The sequence below is a fragment of the Streptococcus parasalivarius genome, from assembly GCF_054785155.1.
The window spans coordinates 74,614-96,345 of the sequence record NZ_BAABOB010000003.1 but is presented as its reverse complement, the minus strand read 5'-3'; the positions used below and the strand labels follow the sequence as shown (position 1 = coordinate 96,345).

20 protein-coding genes are annotated in these 21,732 nt (G+C 39.8%); 14 read left to right on the top strand and 6 right to left on the bottom strand.

Going from position 1 to position 21,732, the window contains the following annotated elements; genetic code table 11:
* Positions 1-121: 121 nt before the first annotated feature.
* Genes cps2T through radC form a run of 6 tightly spaced genes read left to right on the top strand, consistent with a single transcriptional unit; the run spans position 122 to position 6,590 of the window.
* Complete coding sequence (cps2T, locus tag ACYVQ1_RS03885; protein ID WP_461249942.1) at positions 122-1,270, top strand: beta 1-4 rhamnosyltransferase Cps2T; 1,149 nt, start codon at positions 122-124, stop codon at positions 1,268-1,270.
* Positions 1,267-2,205 carry a glycosyltransferase family 2 protein gene (locus tag ACYVQ1_RS03880; RefSeq protein ID WP_148512825.1) on the top strand — a complete coding sequence of 313 codons (939 nt, stop codon included), beginning with the start codon at positions 1,267-1,269 and terminating at the stop codon, positions 2,203-2,205. Before cps2T ends, ACYVQ1_RS03880 begins: the two co-directional genes overlap by 4 nt.
* On the top strand, positions 2,206-3,012 hold the full coding sequence (locus ACYVQ1_RS03875; protein ID WP_118189161.1) for an ABC transporter permease: 807 nt from the start codon (positions 2,206-2,208) through the stop codon (positions 3,010-3,012).
* The gene (locus ACYVQ1_RS03870; RefSeq protein WP_461249943.1) at positions 3,012-4,214 is read left to right on the top strand and encodes an ABC transporter ATP-binding protein; all 1,203 of its coding nucleotides are present in this window, start codon (positions 3,012-3,014) and stop codon (positions 4,212-4,214) included. The genes ACYVQ1_RS03875 and ACYVQ1_RS03870 overlap by 1 nt, the downstream gene beginning before the upstream one ends.
* Entirely contained in the window at positions 4,215-5,858 is a 1,644-nt protein-coding gene (locus ACYVQ1_RS03865) for a rhamnan synthesis F family protein (RefSeq protein ID WP_461249944.1), read from the top strand.
* Between the two features lie 45 nt (positions 5,859-5,903).
* Entirely contained in the window at positions 5,904-6,590 is a 687-nt protein-coding gene (gene radC, locus ACYVQ1_RS03860; RefSeq protein WP_461249945.1) for a RadC family protein, read from the top strand.
* Positions 6,591-6,647: 57 nt separating this feature from the next.
* Here radC and ACYVQ1_RS03855 read toward each other — a convergent pair whose 3' ends face one another.
* The 6 genes from ACYVQ1_RS03855 to ACYVQ1_RS03830 all read right to left on the bottom strand — a co-directional run bounded on the left by ACYVQ1_RS03855 (position 6,648) and on the right by ACYVQ1_RS03830 (position 11,423).
* Complete coding sequence (locus ACYVQ1_RS03855) at positions 6,648-7,343, bottom strand: gamma-glutamyl-gamma-aminobutyrate hydrolase family protein (protein ID WP_270327488.1); 696 nt, start codon at positions 7,341-7,343, stop codon at positions 6,648-6,650.
* Positions 7,336-7,995, bottom strand: coding sequence for a redox-sensing transcriptional repressor Rex (locus tag ACYVQ1_RS03850; RefSeq protein WP_107373266.1), 660 nt, complete (start codon positions 7,993-7,995; stop codon positions 7,336-7,338). The genes ACYVQ1_RS03855 and ACYVQ1_RS03850 overlap by 8 nt, the downstream gene beginning before the upstream one ends.
* 142 nt (positions 7,996-8,137) lie before the next feature.
* Complete coding sequence (locus ACYVQ1_RS03845) at positions 8,138-8,485, bottom strand: DUF1831 domain-containing protein (RefSeq protein WP_272147879.1); 348 nt, start codon at positions 8,483-8,485, stop codon at positions 8,138-8,140.
* Between the two features lies 1 nt (position 8,486).
* Entirely contained in the window at positions 8,487-9,599 is a 1,113-nt protein-coding gene (locus ACYVQ1_RS03840) for a cysteine desulfurase family protein (RefSeq protein WP_461249946.1), read from the bottom strand.
* Positions 9,600-9,602: 3 nt separating this feature from the next.
* The gene (locus tag ACYVQ1_RS03835; protein WP_002886837.1) at positions 9,603-10,574 is read right to left on the bottom strand and encodes a ribose-phosphate diphosphokinase; all 972 of its coding nucleotides are present in this window, start codon (positions 10,572-10,574) and stop codon (positions 9,603-9,605) included.
* A 273-nt stretch (positions 10,575-10,847) separates the two neighbouring features.
* Positions 10,848-11,423, bottom strand: coding sequence for a CYTH domain-containing protein (locus ACYVQ1_RS03830; protein WP_022496737.1), 576 nt, complete (start codon positions 11,421-11,423; stop codon positions 10,848-10,850).
* 95 nt (positions 11,424-11,518) lie between these two features.
* Between ACYVQ1_RS03830 and ACYVQ1_RS03825 the strand changes: the two genes are divergently transcribed.
* From ACYVQ1_RS03825 to oppC, 8 genes are all read left to right on the top strand, one after another.
* Positions 11,519-12,193: a GTP pyrophosphokinase gene (locus ACYVQ1_RS03825; RefSeq protein ID WP_417164263.1), complete on the top strand. Its 675-nt coding sequence runs from the start codon at positions 11,519-11,521 to the stop codon at positions 12,191-12,193.
* Entirely contained in the window at positions 12,165-13,001 is an 837-nt protein-coding gene (locus ACYVQ1_RS03820; RefSeq protein WP_461249947.1) for an NAD kinase, read from the top strand. The genes ACYVQ1_RS03825 and ACYVQ1_RS03820 overlap by 29 nt, the downstream gene beginning before the upstream one ends.
* Complete coding sequence (locus ACYVQ1_RS03815; protein WP_061652283.1) at positions 12,998-13,894, top strand: RluA family pseudouridine synthase; 897 nt, start codon at positions 12,998-13,000, stop codon at positions 13,892-13,894. The genes ACYVQ1_RS03820 and ACYVQ1_RS03815 overlap by 4 nt, the downstream gene beginning before the upstream one ends.
* Positions 13,895-13,909: 15 nt before the next feature.
* Positions 13,910-14,893 (top strand): phosphate acetyltransferase, encoded by a 984-nt coding sequence (pta, locus tag ACYVQ1_RS03810; RefSeq protein ID WP_461249948.1) that lies wholly within the window; start codon positions 13,910-13,912, stop codon positions 14,891-14,893.
* A gap of 235 nt (positions 14,894-15,128) precedes the next feature.
* Complete coding sequence (locus ACYVQ1_RS03805; protein ID WP_461249949.1) at positions 15,129-17,099, top strand: peptide ABC transporter substrate-binding protein; 1,971 nt, start codon at positions 15,129-15,131, stop codon at positions 17,097-17,099.
* 181 nt (positions 17,100-17,280) lie between these two features.
* Complete coding sequence (locus ACYVQ1_RS03800) at positions 17,281-19,251, top strand: peptide ABC transporter substrate-binding protein (RefSeq protein ID WP_461249950.1); 1,971 nt, start codon at positions 17,281-17,283, stop codon at positions 19,249-19,251.
* Positions 19,252-19,311: 60 nt separating this feature from the next.
* A complete protein-coding gene (locus tag ACYVQ1_RS03795; RefSeq protein WP_038676511.1) occupies positions 19,312-20,805 on the top strand; it encodes an ABC transporter permease in 1,494 nt (497 codons plus the stop codon).
* Entirely contained in the window at positions 20,805-21,731 is a 927-nt protein-coding gene (oppC, locus tag ACYVQ1_RS03790; protein ID WP_118185609.1) for an oligopeptide ABC transporter permease OppC, read from the top strand. The genes ACYVQ1_RS03795 and oppC overlap by 1 nt, the downstream gene beginning before the upstream one ends.
* The last annotated feature ends 1 nt before the right edge of the window (position 21,732 follow it).

Sequence of the window (21,732 nt, the reverse complement as noted above, 5' to 3'; positions counted from 1 at the left end):
GAAGGGCCTTTTTGCTTTACTCTTTCTGTCCAATCATGCAAAATACCTTCCAAAATGGTATAATAAAAGCTACTATGTATAATTCTGTGTATTTGAGAGATGTGACGAATGGAGGTAAACTTTGAAGGATATTTTTATCATAGGTAGTAGAGGTTTGCCTGCTCAATACGGTGGCTTTGAGACATTTGTTGAGAAATTGATTTCTTATAAGGTATCGCCTGCTATACGTTATCACGTGGCTTGCTTATCTGACGAAAGTACTGGCAACCATTTTGACTATAAAGGTGCGGATTGTTTTACGGTCAACCCTCCAAAGCTAGGTCCCGCACGTGTCATAGCTTACGATATGATGGCTATCAATTATAGCTTGAAACTTATTAAAAAAGAGGGAATTCAATCCCCAATTTTCTATATTTTAGGAAATACCATTGGTGCCTTCATTGTTCATTTTGCCAAGAAAATTCAGTCCGTTGGTGGGATTTTGCTAGTCAATCCTGACGGTTTGGAATGGAAACGTGCTAAGTGGTCTAAACCTGTTCAAAGCTATCTCAAATACTCTGAAAAAGAGATGACAAAGTATGCGAACTTAATTATTTCTGATAACCGAGGTATTGAGACCTATATTCAAAATACCTATCCGTGGGCTAGAACGACTTTCATTGCTTATGGAACTGATTTATCTAAGACGACTTTGACTGCTGAGGATTACCCTGTTCGAGATTGGTATCAGAAATGGCAGACTCAAGAAAAAGATTACTATTTGATATTGGGTCGATTTGTTCCTGAAAACAATTACGAAACTGCGATTCGTGAATTTATGAAGTCCTCTACAGAGCGTGATCTTGTTATCATCTGTAATCATGAAGGAAATGCTTACTTTGATGAACTACGACAGATTACAGGATTTGATAAAGATAAACGTGTGAAGTTTGTGGGTACTGTCTATGATCAGGATTTGCTTAAGTATATTCGCAACCAAGCCTTTGCTTATATTCATGGACACGAAGTAGGTGGAACGAATCCAGGCTTATTAGAGGCCTTGGCTCAAACGGACCTCAACCTTATTTATAATGTAGACTTTAACCACCAGGTTGCTCAAGAGACTGCCTTGTATTGGAATAAAGAGGATGGGAATTTATCTCAGCTTATCGATTCTGTAGATGGTCAAGTGTCGTTTGAGGACTTGGGAAATGCTGCTAAAGCAAATATGAAAGAAAATTACACCTGGGAAAAAATCGTGGGTGAATACGAGGAGCTATTTTTATCATGAAAGTAACTATTCTCATGTCTACTTATAATGGCGAGAACTTTTTAGCAGAGCAAATAGAGAGTATTCAGCAACAGACTTATACTGATTGGACCTTGTTAATTCGAGATGATGGTTCTAAAGATAAAACGAGAGAGATTATCAAACGTTTCGCTTTAGAAGATGATCGCATTACTTTCATCAATCCTGATCAAACTGAAAATTTAGGTGTAATAAAGAGTTTCTTTACGCTTCTGAAGTATCAAGAATCTGACTACTATCTTTTCTCAGACCAGGATGATACTTGGTTACCTGAGAAGCTATCTCTTCAACTTGAGAAAGCAAGTCACTATCCATCTAACAAACCCCTTTTAGTATACACGGATTTAAAGGTTGTGAACCAAGATTTAGAGGTACTTCATGAGAGTATGATTCGTACTCAGTCTGACCATGCTAATACGGAATTGGTTCAAGAAATGACAGAAAACACTGTCACAGGTGGTGTGTCTTTAATCAATCATGCTCTGGCTGAATTATGGACTGGTGAAGAAACGAACGAGCTTTTGATGCATGACTGGTATTTAGGTTTGCTTGCGTCAGCATTTGGTAATCTCGTTTATATTGACCAGCCAACAGAGCTTTACCGTCAGCATGCGGATAATGTCTTGGGAGCTAGAACGCTTCGGAAACGTATGCAGAATTGGATTCGCCCTCAGACCTTGTTCAACAAATATTGGAAGTTGATTAAGGCTAGTCAGAATCAGGCGGAAAATCTTCTTTCTTTGCCATTGAATACTGAAAATAGAGAGTTGGTTGAAAACTTTGTGACCATTATGGACCAAGGATTCAGAGAGCGTTATCGTCGTTTGAAAACATATGGTTATCGTAAAAACAGGGCTTTTCATACCATTGTATTTACGAGTTTGATTTTGACAAAATTCATGTATAAGGAGGACTAAATGAATTTCTTTAGTCAGAAAAATAGGATTTTACTTAAGGAACTGATTAAAACGGATTTTAAATTGCGTTATCAAGGTTCTTTCATTGGTTATCTTTGGTCTATTTTGAAACCTTTGATGATGTTTACAATTATGTACCTTGTCTTTGTTCGTTTCTTGAGATTTGATGATGGGACACCACACTATGCAGTAGGCTTGCTTTTGGCTATGATTTTTTGGGGCTTCTTTACAGAGGCTACCAATATGGGGATGCTTTCTATTGTTTCGCGAGGAGACCTCTTACGTAAGCTAAACTTTCCAAAGCAAACAATCGTTATCTCATCTGTACTAGGAGCAGCGATTAATTTCTTGATTAACCTAGTGGTTGTCTTCGTTTTTGCTTTAATTAATCATGTTCCAATTGGTTTCAATACTTTGGTTATCATTCCTCTCTTCATTGAGGTGCTATTGATGGCAATGGGAGTTGCTTTTATTCTATCAGCACTCTTTGTTAAATACCGTGATATTGGTCCAGTTTGGGAAGTAGTACTTCAAGCAGGTATGTATGCAAGTCCAATTATCTATTCCATCACTTACCTTCTTCAAAGAAACCAGACGTTTGTTGCAAAGGTTATGATGTTGAATCCAATCGCTCAGATTTTACAGGATATGCGTCATTTTATCATTGATCCAGTTAATCCAAGAGGATGGGATATTATTAATAATAAATTGATTGCTTTTGTTCCTTATGCGATTCCTGTAGTGATTTTTATCATTGGTTTCCTTGTCTTTAATCGAAATGCGAAACGATTTGCGGAGATTCTATAATGTCAAATAATATTGCTGTAAAAGTAGATCATGTAAGTAAGTATTTTAAATTACCAACTGAGGCGAGTCAGAGTTTGAGAACGACTCTAGTCAATCGCTTTAAAGGAATTAAAGGGTATACTGAACAACATGTCTTAAAAGATATTTCATTTGAAGTTGAAAAGGGTGATTTCTATGGAATTGTTGGACGTAATGGTTCTGGTAAATCAACACTTCTAAAAATTATTTCTGAGATTTATGTCCCAGAAAAAGGTAAGGTTACCATTGATGGTAAGCTGGTATCTTTCATTGAGCTTGGGGTTGGGTTTAATCCGGAATTAACTGGTCGTGAGAATGTCTATATGAATGGTGCCATGCTTGGTTTTTCAACAGAAGAAGTAGATGCCATGTATGATGACATTGTAGACTTTGCTGAACTTCATGATTTCATGAATCAAAAGTTGAAGAACTACTCAAGTGGTATGCAGGTTCGTCTAGCCTTTTCAGTGGCTATCAAGGCTCAAGGTGATATTCTTATCTTGGATGAAGTCTTAGCCGTAGGTGACGAGGCCTTCCAACGTAAGTGTAATGACTATTTCATGGAACGTAAGCAATCTGGAAAGACAACTATCTTAGTTACCCATGACATGTCAGCAGTTAAAAAATACTGTAATAAAGCAGTTCTGATTGAACATGGTTTGGTAAAAGTGGTTGGTGATCCAGACGAAGTTGCTAACCAATATAGTTTTGATAATGCTGCTGGTCAAAAGGTTTCAAACGACGACGTTGTTGTTGAAAATCCTAAAATCACTGATTTACAAGTAAAACTCTTGAATGACAATATTATCAGTCCTGACCAAGATATTTCATTTGAGATTTCATATGATGTCAATGAGGATATTGAGACCTATATTGCCTTTTCATTGACAGATATTGACCGTGGTATCTGGATTTATAATGACAATTCCATGGACAATAAAACGAGTGGTTCTGGAAGAAAAACACTCACATATAAATGTAGTCTTGCCCATCTTAATAACATTAAGCTTAAGCTTCAGGTTTCTGTTCGAGATAAGGATGATAAGATGATTGCTTTTGCTGATTCAGATAACTCACCAGTTATTCTCTTGAATCGAACTGATATTGAAGATGATGATAAGTCTGCTAAAGATTCTGCAACTGGTATGGTTCAGAGAAATGGAAAATGGGAGATTCAAGAATAAATGAAACGTCTCTTATTGTATGTTCATTATAATAAGTACGACGAATTAAGTGGTCATGTGCTCTACCAATTGGAGCAACTTCGACCACTTTTTTCTAAACTTATTGTGATTTCAAATAGTCAACTAACGGAATCGGCAACATTAACTCTCAAAGAGCTTGGCATAGATGAAGTTATCCAGAGAGAGAATCTGGGCTTTGATTTTGCAGCTTGGAGAGATGGTATGGCTCATGTTGGATTCGAACATTTAACAGACTTCGATTCGGTTACACTCATGAATGATACTTGCTTTGGTCCTCTTTGGGATTTGTCTAACATAGTTGAAGGATTTGAAGAGCGCCCGAATGTTGACTTTTGGGGGATGACGAATTTTAGAAAGACCAAATATTTCGATGAGCATTTGCAAAGTTATTTTATATCTTTCAAAAAGCATGTTGTCGGTTCAGAATCCTTTCAAAAATTTTGGACTTCTATAAAGACTTTTACCGATGTTCAAGATGTTATTGATAATTATGAAACTAGGGTTACTAGTGTTCTTACTGAGGCGGGGTATCGTTTTGGTGCTGTCTTTAATACTATTGATGCAGAGGCAGAAGACTTAATTCACCCTGATTTTTCTTACTATAGACCGATAAGTACACTTGAACATAAGGTACCGTTCATTAAACTAAAAGCATTTACTGACAATGAAAAAAAGGGAAGACTACTTTTAGACTATATTACTAAGCTATCGGCATATCCAGTAGCACTAATTAAGTCCCATCTTAACAGCTACCATTCGCCAGATAGCTTAGTCATTTTAGATGAAAAAATCATCGAATCCTCATTTCATTCGGTAAGTGGGAAAGGCTATCATTCGGCTATCCATGTACATATTAGTGACCTTGAGAGACTAAAAGTTTTCTCTGATAAAAAGTTATTTGCCTTTTATTATTTCACTTTATCAAGCCATTTGGATAAAAATATCGTTGAGAACACCTTATTAAATAGCTTTGATAAAGATAGATTTCAGCTAGTCTCACAAAGATTTGATAATCATTACCATGCCTTAGTATCCTTGGCATCTCAGCTTAGCGAGTATGACTTTGTTGGGCATTTTCACACAGAAGACTTTGGAAATGAGGGCAAACTTGTTGATGAAGCTACAAGACTTGCTTTAGTGGATATGTTATTAGATGAAGAGAAAGTGGCATCAATCTTTGACCATTTTCCAGAGGTTGGTCTGGTTTTTGCTGATTTATCAAAAGAACTCTATTGGACAGATGCAATTGGTGCCTTAAATCAAGAACAAACTGTTAAACTAACTGACGAATGTCAAAAAGTAATCAATCATTCGCTTCATATTTTTCAAGGTTCTATGTGGTTATCAAAAGATTTTCTAGAAAAAATTATTCTTAAGGATAAGCAAGCTTTCGATGACTTTGATGAGGATACCCTTTCTTATCTTTTCTATCGAAAAGCCTGGGATCTAGGAATTGATTATCGTATTATTGCTTCAGGAAAAATATCTTTTGCAGAACGTTATAAGCTCCATCTTATTGAAATGTCGCAGGTAGCAGAACCACTGACGTTAAAGAAAAAATTTTCAGCATACCGGAAAGCTTTGTTAAAAAAATTGGGTTTAAAAAAATCCTCAGCTGTGTAACTTCCCCCTCCCACTTACGAATAAGTAAGTAGGAGGTTTTTTCTTATGTATAGTATTGTAGCTGAGGAGTCGGGGCTTTTGCCTCGTGAACGACTCTTACAGAAGGGAGCAGAGGTCTTGTCTGACCAAGAGCTGTTGGCGATAGTGCTGCGGACGGGGACTAAGTCTGAGTCGGTCTTATCTATGGCCAATCGTATTTTGAAAGGGATGACGAGTTTGGCGGATTTGTCTCGTTTGTCCTTGAAAGAGCTTCAGGAGATTCCTGGTATTGGGCGTGTGAAATCCATTGAACTGAAGGCTATGGTGGAGTTGGCTAAGCGGATTGAGAAGGCTGAGCTAGCGCGTTCTGAGCAGATTATGTCCAGTCAGCAGGTGGCGCGTCGTATGATGTTGGATATTGGGGACAAGCCTCAGGAGCATCTGGTGGCTATCTATTTGGATACGCAGAATCGTATTATTCAGCAAAAGACGGTCTTTATTGGTGGGGTCCGTCGTTCGATTGCTGAGCCACGTGAGATTTTACATTATGCCTGTCATCTGATGGCAACGTCTTTGATTGTGGTTCACAATCATCCTTCGGGGGAAGCCTATCCTAGTCGTAATGATATTGATTTTACTCAAAAGATTAAGCGATCCTGTGACGACTTGGGAATTTGTCTGCTTGATCATCTGATTGTTGGCAAATCAACCTATTATTCCTTTCGTGAGGAGAGGGAGGATTTTGAACTTTAAGGAGAGTCTATCAGTTAAAGACACAAGAAAAGCAACTGAATGCAGTATCAGTTGCTTTTAAAGTTCATTTACGACGTATTCAAAGAGTTTAAGGTCTTCTTCACGTTTGTGTAGGAGAAGCTCTGGATGCCACTGAACACCAAGGTAACGAAGGTCTGGAGTGTTTGATTCAACAGCTTCGATAGTGTTATCCTCAGGGTCACGCGCAATTACACGGAGGTCAGAGGCCAAGTGCTTAATACTCTGATGGTGGAAAGAGTTGATAGAGGTTTCACGACCGTAGATCTCCGCTAACTTACTGTGTTCGTCGATAATCATCTCATGGTAAAGGTAATCAGAAGGCTTGTCCTGCCAGTGTCTTTCAATGTCTTGGTGGAGACTACCACCAAGGGCAACATTCATGAGTTGTGTTCCACGACAGATTGAAAAAATCGGTTTTTTCTGTTTGGTAGCTTCTTCGATTAAGGCCATCTCAAAGAGATCACGCTCGAGGAAAAAGTCATCCTCACTGGCATGATTTTCTTCGTTGTAGAATTTAGGGTCAACGTTTTGACCACCGATGAGGACAAGCTTGTCAATCATGGAGATATAGGTTTTAGCTTCCGAAGGATCGGATACTGGTAGAAGGATTGCTAGACCACCAGCTTTTTGAACTCCTTCTACGAAGCCGGATGGGGCATAAGACCAGTGGATATCTTCATGAGCTGGATTAGGCCTTACATTAGCTGTGATACCGATAATTGGTTTAGTCATTGTTTCTCCTTGATTTTTCTTCTTCTTTCATGAAATAGAGTAGGGTTTGTAGTTCGCTAGTCAAGTCTACATATTGGACCACCACATGGCGTGGCAGATTGAGGTTGACTGGAGAGAAGCAGAGAATGCCTTCGATTCCAGCATCAACCAAAAGCTCAGCCACTTCCTGTGCCTTGACTGATGGCACTGTCAGGATGGCCGTTTTGATATCTTCCTGGGCAATCTTTTCCTTGATTTGAGAGATACCATAGATAGGAATCTTGTCCTCAGTCTCGCTTCCTACCAGTTCGTTATCGTCTGTATCAAAAGCCATAACCAGCTGCATGCGGTTACGTTCTTGAAAACGGTAGTGTAGAAGAGCACGCCCGATATTTCCCACTCCTACAAGGAGTACCTTAGTTGTCGCATTATCATTAAGGAGTTCAGCGAAAAATGTCATCAGCTTACTAACGTCATAACCAAAACCACGGCGACCTAGCTCACCAAAATAGGAGAAGTCACGACGAACAGTGGCAGGGTCAATTCCAATAGCTTCAGCAATTTGTTTGGAACTTGCTTTGTCGATATTTTCACGATGGAATCGTTTGAAAATTCGATAATAGAGAGAGAGACGTTTAGCTGTGGCGTTTGGAATGTTTTTCTCAAATGTCATTGATCGCTTTCCTTTCTTCAATTAGTATGATTCTCTTATATTTTAAGAAAAGTTTGTGAAGATTGCAACAAAATAGTGTAGATGAGGCGATATAAAAAACCTATCACTAGGATAGGCTATTTCTATATATCTAGAAAAAGGTTTAAACTTCTTCTTGCTCAAAAACTTGACGGTCTACCAAACTCTGCATCAAGAAGTAGAATTTTTCTTGTAAGATGTGGTGGTCTTCATTTTTAAAGATATTAACGTTACGAAGACCAGATTTGTCTGTGATTGACAATTTGAAACCTGTCAAATCTTTGTTAATAGTGATTTTGAGTGGGAAACCTTCGCCTGAATTAGGCACTTTTTCGAGAAGGCGGTGCAACTCGTAGTTTCCGATTTTATTTTGCACAAAAGTCGTATCACGTAGAGTGAATTTTTTGACATTAGGACTGATGGTGTAACGGTACTTACAGTCAGTCAAATGAATGCTTTTTTCAAATGCCATGTTAGTCTCCTATGATTTGATTAAGTTTTTCTGCTAGGGCCTGGAGTTCTTCAGCGGTATTTTCCTCTGATAAACTAATGCGAATGGCTGTTTTTAGCTTGTCAGAATCCTTGCCATAGAGGGCCTGGATGACATGACTTGGATCAACAGTTCCAGCAGTACAAGCAGAACCTGTTGAGACAGCAAAGCCTGCGAGGTCTAACAAGGTTAAGAGAGGGCCGTTTTCCTTATCAGGAAAACTGATGTTGATGACGTGAGGTAGGCTAGGTCCTCCACCATTGATTTCATAAGGAATGGTAAGGGAATCTAGAAAGGTCTGACGAATCGTTTCAACGTGCTGGTAATTGTCTTGGTAGTGGTCGCTAGCTTGTTTGTAAGCTGCGGTCATACCTGCAATCCCGACCAGGTTTTCAGTACTGGCACGGCGTTTTTCTTCTTGCTCACCACCGTGGAGTAGGTTGTCAAAATGCAAATCGTTATGATAGAGCAAGCCGACACCTTTAGGTCCGTGGAATTTATGGGCACTAATAGAGAGAAAATCGGCTCCAAGTTCCTCTGGGTGAATAGGAAGCTTTCCTGCTACCTGAACGGCATCGACGTGGAAGGCAGCTTGGTGATTGGCAAGCAAGTCACCAATTTCCTTAATAGGAAGTAATTGGCCAGTCTCATTATTGGCATACATAATAGAAACCAGAATGGTATCGTCACGTAAGGCATCAGCGATTTGTTGGACAGTAATGACTTGATTTTCTGGTTGAATATAGGTTACTTCAAAACCAAAACGCTCTTCCAAGTAGGCCATGGTGTGAAGGACAGAGTGGTGTTCAATAGCAGTTGTAATCAGGTGCTTACCTTTAGCTTGATTGGCTAGGGCGTAACCTTTGATAGCTGTATTGTTTCCTTCAGTCCCACCAGAAGTGAAAATAAGCTTACGAGCAGGGACTTCAAAGTGTTTGGCCATTTCTTCACGGGCTTCACGAAGTTCCTTAGAAGCCTGTCGACCGTAAGCATGGAGGCTGGATGGATTTCCAAAGGTTTCAGTCATGACATGTGTCATAGCTGAAATAGCAGCAGTATTTAAAGGAGTTGTTGCTGCGTTGTCCAAATAAACCATAGCTTAGTCCTCGTTTGCAGTGTAAGCAAAGAGTGGGCTAAGTGGTTGACGTTCGAAGATACGAGTAGTAGCGTTAGCGATTAGCTTACTTGCTGAAATGTATTTAACGTTTGTAGGAACTTTTTCTTTAGTTGCAACTGAATCTGTCACCAAGATTTCTTTAATTGGAGCAGCGTTGAGGACTTCAGCAGCACCTCCTGCAAAGAGACCGTGACTAGCTACTGCATAGATGTCTTTAACGCCACCACGTTCAAGGATTTTAGCAGCTTCAGCAAACGTTTTACCAGTGTTAAGGATATCATCAACCAAGATTGCTGTTTTTCCTTCAACCTCACCGATGATGTAGCCTTCTTCACGTTCTGAATCATCTTGAGCGTAGTCAATGATAGCGATTGGTGCATCAAGGTAGTCCGCCAAGCTACGAGCACGTTTAACACCTGAGTTTTTAGGGCTAACAACGACAACATCACTTCCTGTGAATCCTTTTTTGTTGTAGTATTCAGCAAACAAAGGCATTGTGAAGAGGTTATCTACTGGGATATCGAAGAATCCTTGAACTTGGACAGCGTGAAGGTCAAGCGTCAAGAGACGATTGACACCAGCTTTAACTAGCATATTGGCAATCAATTTAGCAGTGATGGGTTCACGTGACGCAGCGATACGGTCTTGACGTGCATAACCAAAGTAAGGCATAACAACGTTGACAGAGTTAGCACTGGCACGTTTGCAGGCATCAATCATGATGAGCAATTCCCAAAGGTGGTCGTTAACAGGGTTGCTAGTAGATTGGATGATATAGATATCGTCCCCACGAACAGACTCTTCAATGTTGATCATGATTTCACCGTCAGAAAATTGACGTGAAGATACTTTACCAAGTGGCAATCCAGTAGCCTCAGCAATTTTTTCAGCAATTTCTGGGTTTGAGCTGAGCGAGAACAATTTCAATTGTGGGTTTGCTTTTTGATGTACCATGACGATGGTGACTCCTTTAAAAAAATAAGATGCTAAGCCCAGTTAGGGCTATTGTAATAAAACTACAGATAGTTCTATTTTAGCAAAAAGAAGCAGAAATTTCAGCCTTCAAAGTGTGGTATTAGTGAAAAATACCGAACCTTTGTTAGATAAAACGCCTTTGTATGCGTTTTTAGAGAAATCTATTACCCTCTGGAGTTCTAAATACTTGTGGCATTTGAAGCTACATGTGTTTAAAATAAAAAAACAAGGAGCCAACTCCTTGTCTAAATTTTAGTCTTTGTCTCGTTTGAGGGTAGCTACAAAGCGTGCAACCTTACTCTTGGCATACTTAAAGTCAATGTTATTTTCTTTAAGAAAGGCATCAAAGTCGTCTTTACCTTTCTCAGCATCCGAAACTTCTAGTTCAAGCTCGTAATCTTTCTTGTCAGCATAGACATTGACATCAAGAGCCATGAGGCCGATGTTGGTCTGGTACTCGCGACGAGTTGTGGTCAAATGTCCGAGGATGGTTAGGTCCTCTAGTTTAACCCCACGTTCTAAAAGAATGGATTTGATTTGACAATCAGGAAAGTCCAGCGACTTAGTCAAAGCCTTAGCATCCGCACAATCCATGGTAAGGTTGTACTCCATGTTCCCGACTTTTTCAGGGATTTTCAAGGTCAGCTCACCATGAGTGGGAAGTGTCCTAATACGCAAAGACAACTTTTTATTTCTCATGTCACTCTGAGGAGTGTCGATGTAGTAGTTTGTTTGCGTAACAGGTGTCACATGGGAGAAAAGCATCGCTAAACGATTGTACTCGTCTTTGGTGAGTAGAGTCTTGTACTCTATCTCTAAATGGTTCATGTGTGTCCTCCCTTGTGCTTTCAAATGTGGTATAATATAACAGATTGTATTTATTTTATAAAAAACTAAAGCTTTTGACAAGGAGGAGTCCTATCTTGACCATGGATTGGGAAGAATTTCTAGACCCCTATATTCAGGCCGTAGGTGAGCTCAAAATCAAGCTCCGAGGCATTCGTAAACAATTTCGTAAGCAAAATCGTCACTCGCCTATTGAGTTTGTGACGGGACGTGTGAAGTCAGTGGCTTCCATTGAGGAGAAAATCGCCCTTCGTGGCCTTTCGGTTGAAAATTTGGCTCAAGATATGCAGGATATCGCTGGTCTCCGAGTCATGGTCCAATTTGTCGATGATGTGGATGAGGTTTTGGCTTTGCTTCGTCATCGTAGTGATATGACGATTATTTCAGAGCGAGACTATATCAGAAACCGTAAAAATTCGGGTTATCGCTCTTATCATGTTATCATCTCTTATCCCGTTGATACCATAGATGGTCGTAAGGAAATTCTTGCAGAGATTCAGATTAGGACTTTGGCCATGAACTTTTGGGCCACCATTGAACATTCCCTTAATTACAAGTATCAGGGGAATTTTCCTGAGGAGATTAAACTTCGCTTGGAAACTACGGCCCGCATGGCTTATGAGCTTGACGAAGAGATGCGGAAGATACGTGATGATATTAGAGAAGCCCAGTTGCTCTTTGATCCAATTAATAGAACTTTGAAGGATAGTGTAGGAAATAGTGATGACACAGATGAAGACCTCTTCGGATGAGATGAAGGTAGCTATTATTGCCAATGGCAAACCCCAAAGTAGGCGTGTTGCCTCGAAACTTTTTAATGCCTTTCGAGATGATCCTGATTTTTATTTGACCAAGAAAAATCCAGATGTGGTCATCTCAATTGGTGGTGATGGCATGTTGCTATCGGCCTTTCATATGTATGAAAAAGAGCTTGCGCATGTGCGTTTTGTAGGGATTCACACGGGTCATTTAGGCTTTTATACGGATTATTTGGACAGTGAGGTGGATCAATTAATCGAGACGCTTCGAAAAGATAGTGGTGCAAAGATTTCTTACCCTCTTTTGAATGTCAAATTGACCCTGGCTGATGGTCGTTCTTTTACATCGATTGCCCTCAATGAAGCAGCCATCAAGCGTAATGAGAAAACCATGGCAGCAGATGTTTGCCTTAATGATGTCTTGTTTGAGAGCTTCCGTGGAGATGGGTTGTCAGTGTCGACGCCTACAGGATCAACGGCCTACAATAAATCCTTGGGTGGTGCGGTCCTTCATCCCACTATTGAAGCCTTGCAACTGACAGAGATTGCCAGTCTTAATAATCGTGTGTACCGGACCTTAGGAAGTCCCCTTATTGTGCCCAAGCATGAGAAGATTACCGTTTATCCTACCCGAATGGGAAGCTACACTCTATCCGTTGATAATAAAATCTATACCAACCGTAATGTGAAAAAGGTAGAATTTTCGATTGACCAACGAAAGATTTCCTTTGTTGCTAGTGCTAGCCACACAAGTTTCTGGGAACGCGTACGTGATTCCTTTATTGGAGACATGGAAGAATGAGATATGAATTTACCGTAGGACGTTCATGTCGAGTTAAGACCTTTTTGAAGGAGCACGATATTTCAAAAGGACTTCTGGCCAAGATTAAGTTTGAAGGTGGTCATATTTGGGTCAATGGCGAGGAGCAGTTTGCGACTTATCCTGTCCATGAAGGAGATGTGGTTGCCATTGAAATCCCTGACGAGGCACCGCATGAAACCTTGAAGCCAATTCCTTTTGACTTGGATATCGTCTATGAGGATGATAACTTCTTGGTGATTAATAAACCCTATGGCTATGCTAGTATTCCAAGTGTTAACCACGATAATACCATGGCTAATTTTGTCAAACATCATTTTGTCAGCAATAATTATCCCAACCAGCGTGTGCATATTGTGACACGTTTGGATAAGGACACCTCTGGTCTCATGCTGTTTGCTAAGCATGGTTACGCCCATGCTCGTATGGATAAACAGTTACAACAGAAGTCTATCAAGAAACATTACTATGCCTTGGTTGAAGGTGACACCAAACTTGAGAAGCAGGGTGAAATCATTGCACCGATTGCGCGCGATGAGGATTCCATTATCACACGTCGAGTCCATAAGTCGGGGAAATATGCCCACACTAGTTATCGTTTGGTAGGTGATTATGGTAGGGTTAAACTGGTTGATATCAATTTGCATACTGGGCGTACTCACCAGATTCGCGTCCACTTTGCCCACTTAGGCCTTCCCCTTTTGGGAGATGATCTTTATGGTGGTTCTCTAGACTATGGTATTGAGCGCCAGGCCTTGCATTGTCACCGTCTTGCATTTGTTGATCCTTTCACCAAAAAAGAGATGGTCCATGCATCTTCCTTGACAGATGATTTTGAAACCGTTATCATGAATTTACAAACTAAAAAAGATTGATTGAGGAATTTTTTTATGCGTAGTCTATTTGGTGAACTTCGTGAACATATTTTAGGGAAGGGTATTAAGATTGTTTTCCCTGAGGGTAACGACGACCGTGTGGTTCGTGCAGCAGCCCGTTTGAAATTTGAAGGATTGGTTGATCCTATTATTTTGGGAGACCCAGCAGAGGTTCACAAAATCTTGCACGATCTCGGTTTTGCAGACTTTAACTATACAATTATTAATCCTGAAACCTATGAAGATTTCGAGGAAATGAAGGAAAAATTTGTTGAAATCCGTAAAGGGAAAGCGACAATGGAAGATGCGGAAAAGTTGCTTCGTGATGTCAACTATTTTGGTGTTATGTTAGTTAAACTTGGTTTAGCAGATGGAATGGTTTCAGGTGCGATTCATTCAACAGCGGATACGGTACGTCCTGCCCTTCAAATTATCAAAACAAAACCAGGCATTTCACGTACATCAGGTGTCTTCCTTATGAACCGTGAAAATACCGATCATCGCTTGATGTTTGCTGACTGTGCTATCAATATTGAACCAAATGCTCAAGAATTGGCAGAAATTGCAATTAATACTGCCGAAACAGCTAAAGTTTTTGGTATTGATCCTAAAGTGGCTATGCTTAGCTTCTCAACAAAAGGTTCTGCTAAATCGCCAAAAGTTGACAGGGTTGTTCAAGCAACAAATATTGCTAAAGAAATGCGTCCTGACTTGGCTATTGATGGGGAGTTGCAGTTCGATTCAGCATTTGTTCCAGCAACAGCGGCTATTAAGGCTCCAGATAGTGACGTAGCAGGACATGCTAATGTCTTTGTTTTCCCTGGCTTGCAAGCAGGTAACATTGGATATAAGATTGCCCAACGTTTGGGAATGTTCGAAGCTATCGGACCAATCTTACAAGGTCTTAATAAACCAGTAAACGATCTTTCTCGTGGTGCTAGTGCTGAAGACATTTATAATTTAGCTATTATCACAGCTGCTCAAGCTCTTAATAACTAATTTTGTCTCAAAAAAGAGGTCTGACCAAGGTGTTAGGCCTTTTTGTTTTATGCATGACTGGTGATTAAAAATAAATCGATTAAAGTAGCTAGAAATCCAGGAAATACAATGGACTGTTGAGTTTGCCATGTTTCATTATGTACTTTGCTTGTGCAAAATATTCTGAAAGTGACTGTTTTTCTTGATTATTTATGCTATAATGAAAGAGTAAAATTTTATTTTTTGGAGAAATCTTATGAAAAAAAGCAAATGGTTAGCCCTCGCGGGTGTGGCACTCCTCAGTGTAGGTGCCTTAGCGGCTTGTTCTTCTAAGTCAAGTACTAGTGGAACGACTTATGGTTATGTTTATAATTCAGATCCAGAATCATTGGATTACATCACTTCAAATACAGGACCTACAAAAATTGCTGTAACTAATGGTGTAGATGGACTTATGGAAGCGGACAAATATGGTAATCTTGTCCCTTCAGTAGCTGAAGATTGGTCTGTCTCTCAAGATGGTCTGACTTATACTTATAAAATCCGTAAGGGAGTTAAATGGTATACTTCTGATGGTGAAGAGTATGCTGATGTGACTGCTAAGGACTTTGTGACTGGTCTTAAGCATGCGGCTGATGGCAAGTCTGGAGCTCTTTACTTGGTGCAAGATTCTATTGCTGGCTTGTCTGACTACCTCTCTGGTGCCAATAAAGATTTCTCAAATGTAGGCGTTAAAGCAATCGACGATTATACATTGCAATACACCCTTAAAAAACCTGAGCCATACTGGAATTCTAAAACAACTTATGGCTTGCTCTTCCCAGTTAACGAAGACTTTCTTAAGAATAAAGGGAAAGATTTTGGTAAGTCAACAGACCCAACCTCTATCCTCTATAATGGTCCTTTCCTTCTCAAATCTTTGACAGCTAAATCATCTATTGAGTTGACTAAGAATGAAAATTATTGGGACAAGAAAAATGTACACTTTGATGCCATCAAATTGTCATATTATGACGGTTCGGATCAAGAGGCTCTAGAACGTGGTTTCACGGATGGTGCCTATAGTTTGGCTCGTGTCTACCCAACGAGTTCTAACTATGCTTCTGTAGAGAAGAAATATAAAGATAACATTTATTACACTGCAGCAGGTGCGTCTACATCAGCCATTGGTGTTAATATCGACCGCCAAAGCTATAAATTCTCAGCCAAGAAGACGGATGCTGAAAAGACATCAACTAAGAAGGCTCTTCTAAACAAAGACTTCCGTCAATCAATTAACTTTGCTATTGATCGTACGGCTTATCAATCACAAATGAATGGTAAAGATGGTGCAGCTCTAGCTCTTCGTAATCTTTTTGTTCCTTCTGATTTTGTCAGTGCAGGTGATAAGACCTTTGGAGATCTTGTAACAGAGAAAATGTCCTCTTATGGTAATGAATGGTCAGGTGTAAACTTTACTGATGGTCAAGATGGCCTCTACAATGCTGAAAAAGCTAAGACTGAGTTTGCCAAAGCTAAGGAAGCTCTCCAAGCAGATGGTGTTCAATTCCCAATTCACTTGGACCTTCCAGTTGACCAAAGTTCTAAAATCCATGTTGCTCAGGCTCAATCTTTGAAACAAACCATTGAACAATCATTGGGTAGCGATAATGTGGTTATCGATGTTAACCAATTGTCATCTGATGATATGCAAAATGCGACTCTTAATGCAGCAAATGCAGCAGCAGAAGACTGGGATATTTCTAACGGTGTGGTTTGGGGTCCAGACTATCAAGATCCATCAACTTATCTTGATATCTTCAAAACAACATCAAGTGAAAACACCAAGACTTTCATGGGTTATGATAATCCAAACAATGCAGCAGCAGCCCAAGTAGGTCTTAAAGATTATGATGCCTTGCTTGATTCAGCAGCTTCAGAAACAACAGACCTCAATGCTCGTTACGACCGTTATGCCCAAGCTCAAGCTTGGTTGGAAGATAGCTCACTCGTCATTCCATTGACAGTTGGTAACGGTGCAGCACCAGTTATCTCACGTTTGACACCATTTACGGGTGCTAGCATGCAGGTGGGTGATAAGAACTCATCAGACTACTTCAAATATGTGAAACCACAAGAAAAAGTAGTTACTAAGAAAGAATATGAACAAAGTCGTGAAAAATGGCTTAAAGAAAAGAAAGCATCTAACGAAAAAGCTCAAAAAGATCTTGAGAAACACGTTAAATAATATTTTTGAGGAAAAGGCAGTTTGCCTTTTTCTTTTGTCAAAAAAGGGGCTAATTCCTAGTGTTCATAAGGGGGATAATTGTGAGAAAGTCAGCATAAGACAAAATATTCTGAAAATTGTACTCATCATATTTTTTATGGTATAATGTAGGCATATCAAAAAAGATTTTTGGAGAATGCTTATGAAAAAAAGTAAATGGTTGGCCCTTGCGGGTGTTTCCCTCCTAAGTGTTGGGGTTTTAGTGGCTTGTTCGTCAAAATCAAACACTTCAAGCAATACTTTTAACTATGTTTATAATGCTGATCCTGAGACATTGGATTACCTTATTTCCAATAAGGGTTCAACAATTGATGCTGTGACAAATGGTGTCGATGGTCTTTTGGAAAACGATAAATATGGTAACTTGGTACCTTCTATTGCCAAGGACTGGACTGTTTCAGCTGATGGTTTAACTTATACATACAAACTTCGTAAGGGAGTCAAATGGTATACTTCAGACGGTGAAGAGTATGCAGAAGTAACAGCTAAAGACTTCGTAACAGGTCTTAAGCATGCTGCTGATAAAAAGACAGAGTCAATTTACTTGGCAAAAGATTCTGTAGTAGGTCTTGCTGATTATTTCAATGGTACTGATAAAGACTTCTCTAAAGTTGGCGTTAAAGCACTTGATGATTACACTCTTCAGTACACACTTAAACAACCAGAACCTTACTGGAATTCTAAGATGACTTATTCTCTCTTCTGGCCTGTTAATGAAGAGTTCCTTAAGTCAAAAGGGGATAGCTTTGGTAAATCAACAGATCCATCATCTATCCTTTATAATGGTCCATACATCCTTAAGTCATTGACAGCTAAATCATCTATTGAGTTGGCTAAAAATGAAAACTACTGGGATAAGAAAAATGTCCACTATGATGGGGTGAAATTGTCATTTTTCGATGGCTCTGATCAAGAGGCTCAAGTCCGTAATTTCACTGATGGCGCCTATAGCCAAGCACGTATTTATCCAACAGGGTCGAACTTCGCCTCAGTAAAAAAACAATATAAAGATAATATTTTCTATACACAACCATCTGCTGATATTGTTGGTGTTGGTGTTAATATTGATCGTCAGTCTTACAACCATACATCTAAAAAGACTGATGCTGAGAAAGATTCAACTAAGAAAGCTCTTCTTAACAAGGACTTCCGCCAATCTATTAACTTCTCAATTAATCGTGAGTCATACTCAGCTCAAATTAATGGAGAAGAAGGGGGAGTTCTAGCTGTTCGTAACCTTCTTGTGAAACCTGATTTTGTTTATGCTGGTGACAAGTCATTTGGTGATTTGGTAACTGAAAAGATGGCTTCTTACGGTGACGAGTGGTCAGGTGTTAACCTTAAAGACAGTCAAGATGGTCTCTTCAATGCTGGTAAGGCTAAGACTGAATTTAATAAGGCTAAGGAAGCCCTCCAAGCACAAGGTGTTCAATTCCCAATTCACTTAGATATGCCAGTTGACCAAACAGCAAAGACAAAGGTGGCTCGTGCACAGTCTTTGAAACAATCTGTTGAAGAGACACTCGGTAAAGAAAATGTTGTGGTTGACCTCAACCAAATGTCTCAAGATGACCTGTTGAACGCAACTCTTTCTGCTCCTAATGCAGCAGCAGAAGACTGGGATATTACTGACTCAGTTGCTTGGGCACCTGACTATGAAGACCCATCAACATACCTTGATATCTTCAAGACAACAGCTAGTGAGAACACAAAAACTTACATGGGATTTGACGATCCTAACAATGCAGCAGCAGCTCAAGTAGGTCTTAAAGACTTTGATGCTTTGGTTGAAAATGCAGCTAAAGAAACAAGCGACCTCAACGTACGTTATGAACGTTATGCAGAGGCACAAGCTTGGTTGGAAGATAGCTCACTCTTCATGCCACTTATGGTTAACAAGGGGGCTGCGCCAATGGTAGCTCGTTTGACACCATTTTCAGGTGCTTACTCTCAAGTAGGACCTAAGGGTTCTGACAGATACTTCAAGTACCTTGAACCTCAAAAAGATGTTGTCACTAAGAAAAACTATGATAAAGCTCGCGAAAGCTGGCTTAAAGAAAAGTCTAAGTCCAACGAAAAAGCTCAAAAAGACCTTGAGAAACACGTTAAATAAAAGGACGATGGAACTTTCTCATTAGATTGGGAAAGTTCTTTTGGAATTAAAGGAAGAGACATGAAAAAATATATTTTATTGAGAACCCTCCGTTCTCTATTGTCAATATTTGTCGTGACGGCCTTGACCTACACGATTATCTATACCATGGTGCCGAGGCGTCTGATTTTCAGACAGGACCCTAACTACAACAAGATTGCTAAGACAGCTGATTCTAAGGCTAACTATGAAAATACAATCTATGAACGTATGGGTTACATTGATTACTATGACACCAAGGAGTTGCAGGAGAAAGCTAGCTCCCTTGATAAGTCAGTAACCACTAAGCCAACAAAAGAAAATAAGGCTATCTACCAAAAATATGTGGATAGTTTGGGACATGGCTGGCGTTTGCATCAGTTCAAGCAAAGTAAACAATTCTATGCGACACGTGATGTGCCAGTACTTGAACGTGTGTTTGGCTTCTATACGCACCTCTTTGAATTTGACAATACTGGATGGGTTAAAGATAAAACAAATCCAAACTTGAAGCGTTATATCCGTATTGAAAATGACCCAGCTATCGGTTGGTCAGTTGTTGGTTCAGGGACTAAGCATAAATACTTGCTTTACTTTAACGGTCAGTTCCCATTTGTTCACCAAAACTTTGTTAAGATGAACCTTGGTACATCTTACCCAACTTATGCTGAGCAAGGTGTTCTTGATGTTATTACACAAGGTCAAGGACAAACACAAAGTTCTGAGGTCAACTTCCCTACTGGTAAGAAGGTATCTTCAGTAGATATCTACTCTCGTACTTATAAATCACCAAGTCAGGCTGATGCTAGAGATCGTTCTTACTATGGAAATGACCCATACACAGCGACCAAGAGTCGCTACCAATACCCATCAATGGTGACAAGTTCTGCCATTGCAGGTTTGATTGGTTTGGTCTTGTCTTATGCTTTGGCAATTCCATTGGGATCATACATGGCACGCTTTAAAAATACCCTCTTTGATAGTGTATCAACAGGTGTCTTGACTTTCTTGCTTTCACTACCAACCATCGCCTTGGTTTATATCATTCGTTTGATTGGTTCTGAGATTGGTCTTCCAGATTCCTTCCCTATCTTGGGTGCGGGTGACTGGCGTTCATACGTCTTGCCATCTGTTATTCTCGGTCTCTTGTCAACACCAGGTCTTGCGATTTGGATTCGTCGTTACATGATTGACTTGCAATCACAAGACTTCGTTCGTTTTGCACGTGCCAAAGGGTTGTCAGAACAAGAAATTTCGAATAAACACATTTTCAAAAACGCTATGGTTTCCTTGGTTTCAGGAATCCCAGCATCTATCGTTAGTGTTATCACAGGGGCAACCTTGACAGAAACAATCTTCGCCTTCCCTGGTATGGGTAAAATGTTGATTGACTCTGTCCGTGCTTCAAATAACGCTATGGTTGTGGGTCTTGTATTTATTTTCACAGCCCTCACCATCTTCTCATTGCTTGTGGGTGATATCCTTATGACTATGATTGACCCACGTATCAAATTGACATCTAAAGGAGGTAAATAATGGCTTCAATTGATAAAAGTAAGTTCCAATTTGTAAAGCGCGATGATTTTGCCTCTGAAACAATTGATGCACCGGCCTATTCATACTGGAAATCGGTGATGCGTCAGTTCTTCAAGAAGAAGTCAACAACTGTCATGTTGGGAATCTTGATTGCTATCATTTTGATGAGTTTTATCTACCCGATGTTTTCAAAATTTGACTTTAATGATGTGTCTAAGGTTAATGACTTTAGTGTACGTTATGTGCATCCTAATGGCCAGTATTGGTTTGGTACAGATAGTAACGGGAAATCCCTCTTCGATAGTGTTTGGTTTGGAGCTCGTAATTCTATCCTTATTGCTGTTATCGCTACCTTCCTTAACGTTGTTATTGGTTTGCTTGTAGGTGCTGTTTGGGGGATTTCTAAGACCTTCGATATGATTATGATGGAAATCTACAACATCATCTCAAATATTCCTGCCCTCCTTGTAGTTATCGTCTTGACTTACTCATTGGGTGCTGGTTTCTGGAATATGATCTTTGCCATGACTGTTACAGGGTGGATTGGTATTGCCTATACTATCCGTATTCAAATCATGCGTTACCGTGATTTGGAGTATAACTTGGCTTCTCGTACACTGGGAACACCAACTCCTAAGATTGTGGTTAAAAACATCATGCCACAACTAGTGTCAGTTATCGTAACTATGGCTAGTCAGCTCTTGCCAGGATTTATCTCTTACGAAGCCTTCCTTTCATACTTTGGTTTAGGGCTTCCTGTTACGACGCCTAGTCTTGGTCGTTTGATTTCAGACTATGCACAGAACGTTACAGTCAATGCTTATCTCTTCTGGATTCCATTGACTACTTTGATCCTCGTTTCCCTTGCTCTCTTTATTGTCGGTCAAAACTTGGCGGATGCCAGCGACCCACGTACGCATAGATAGG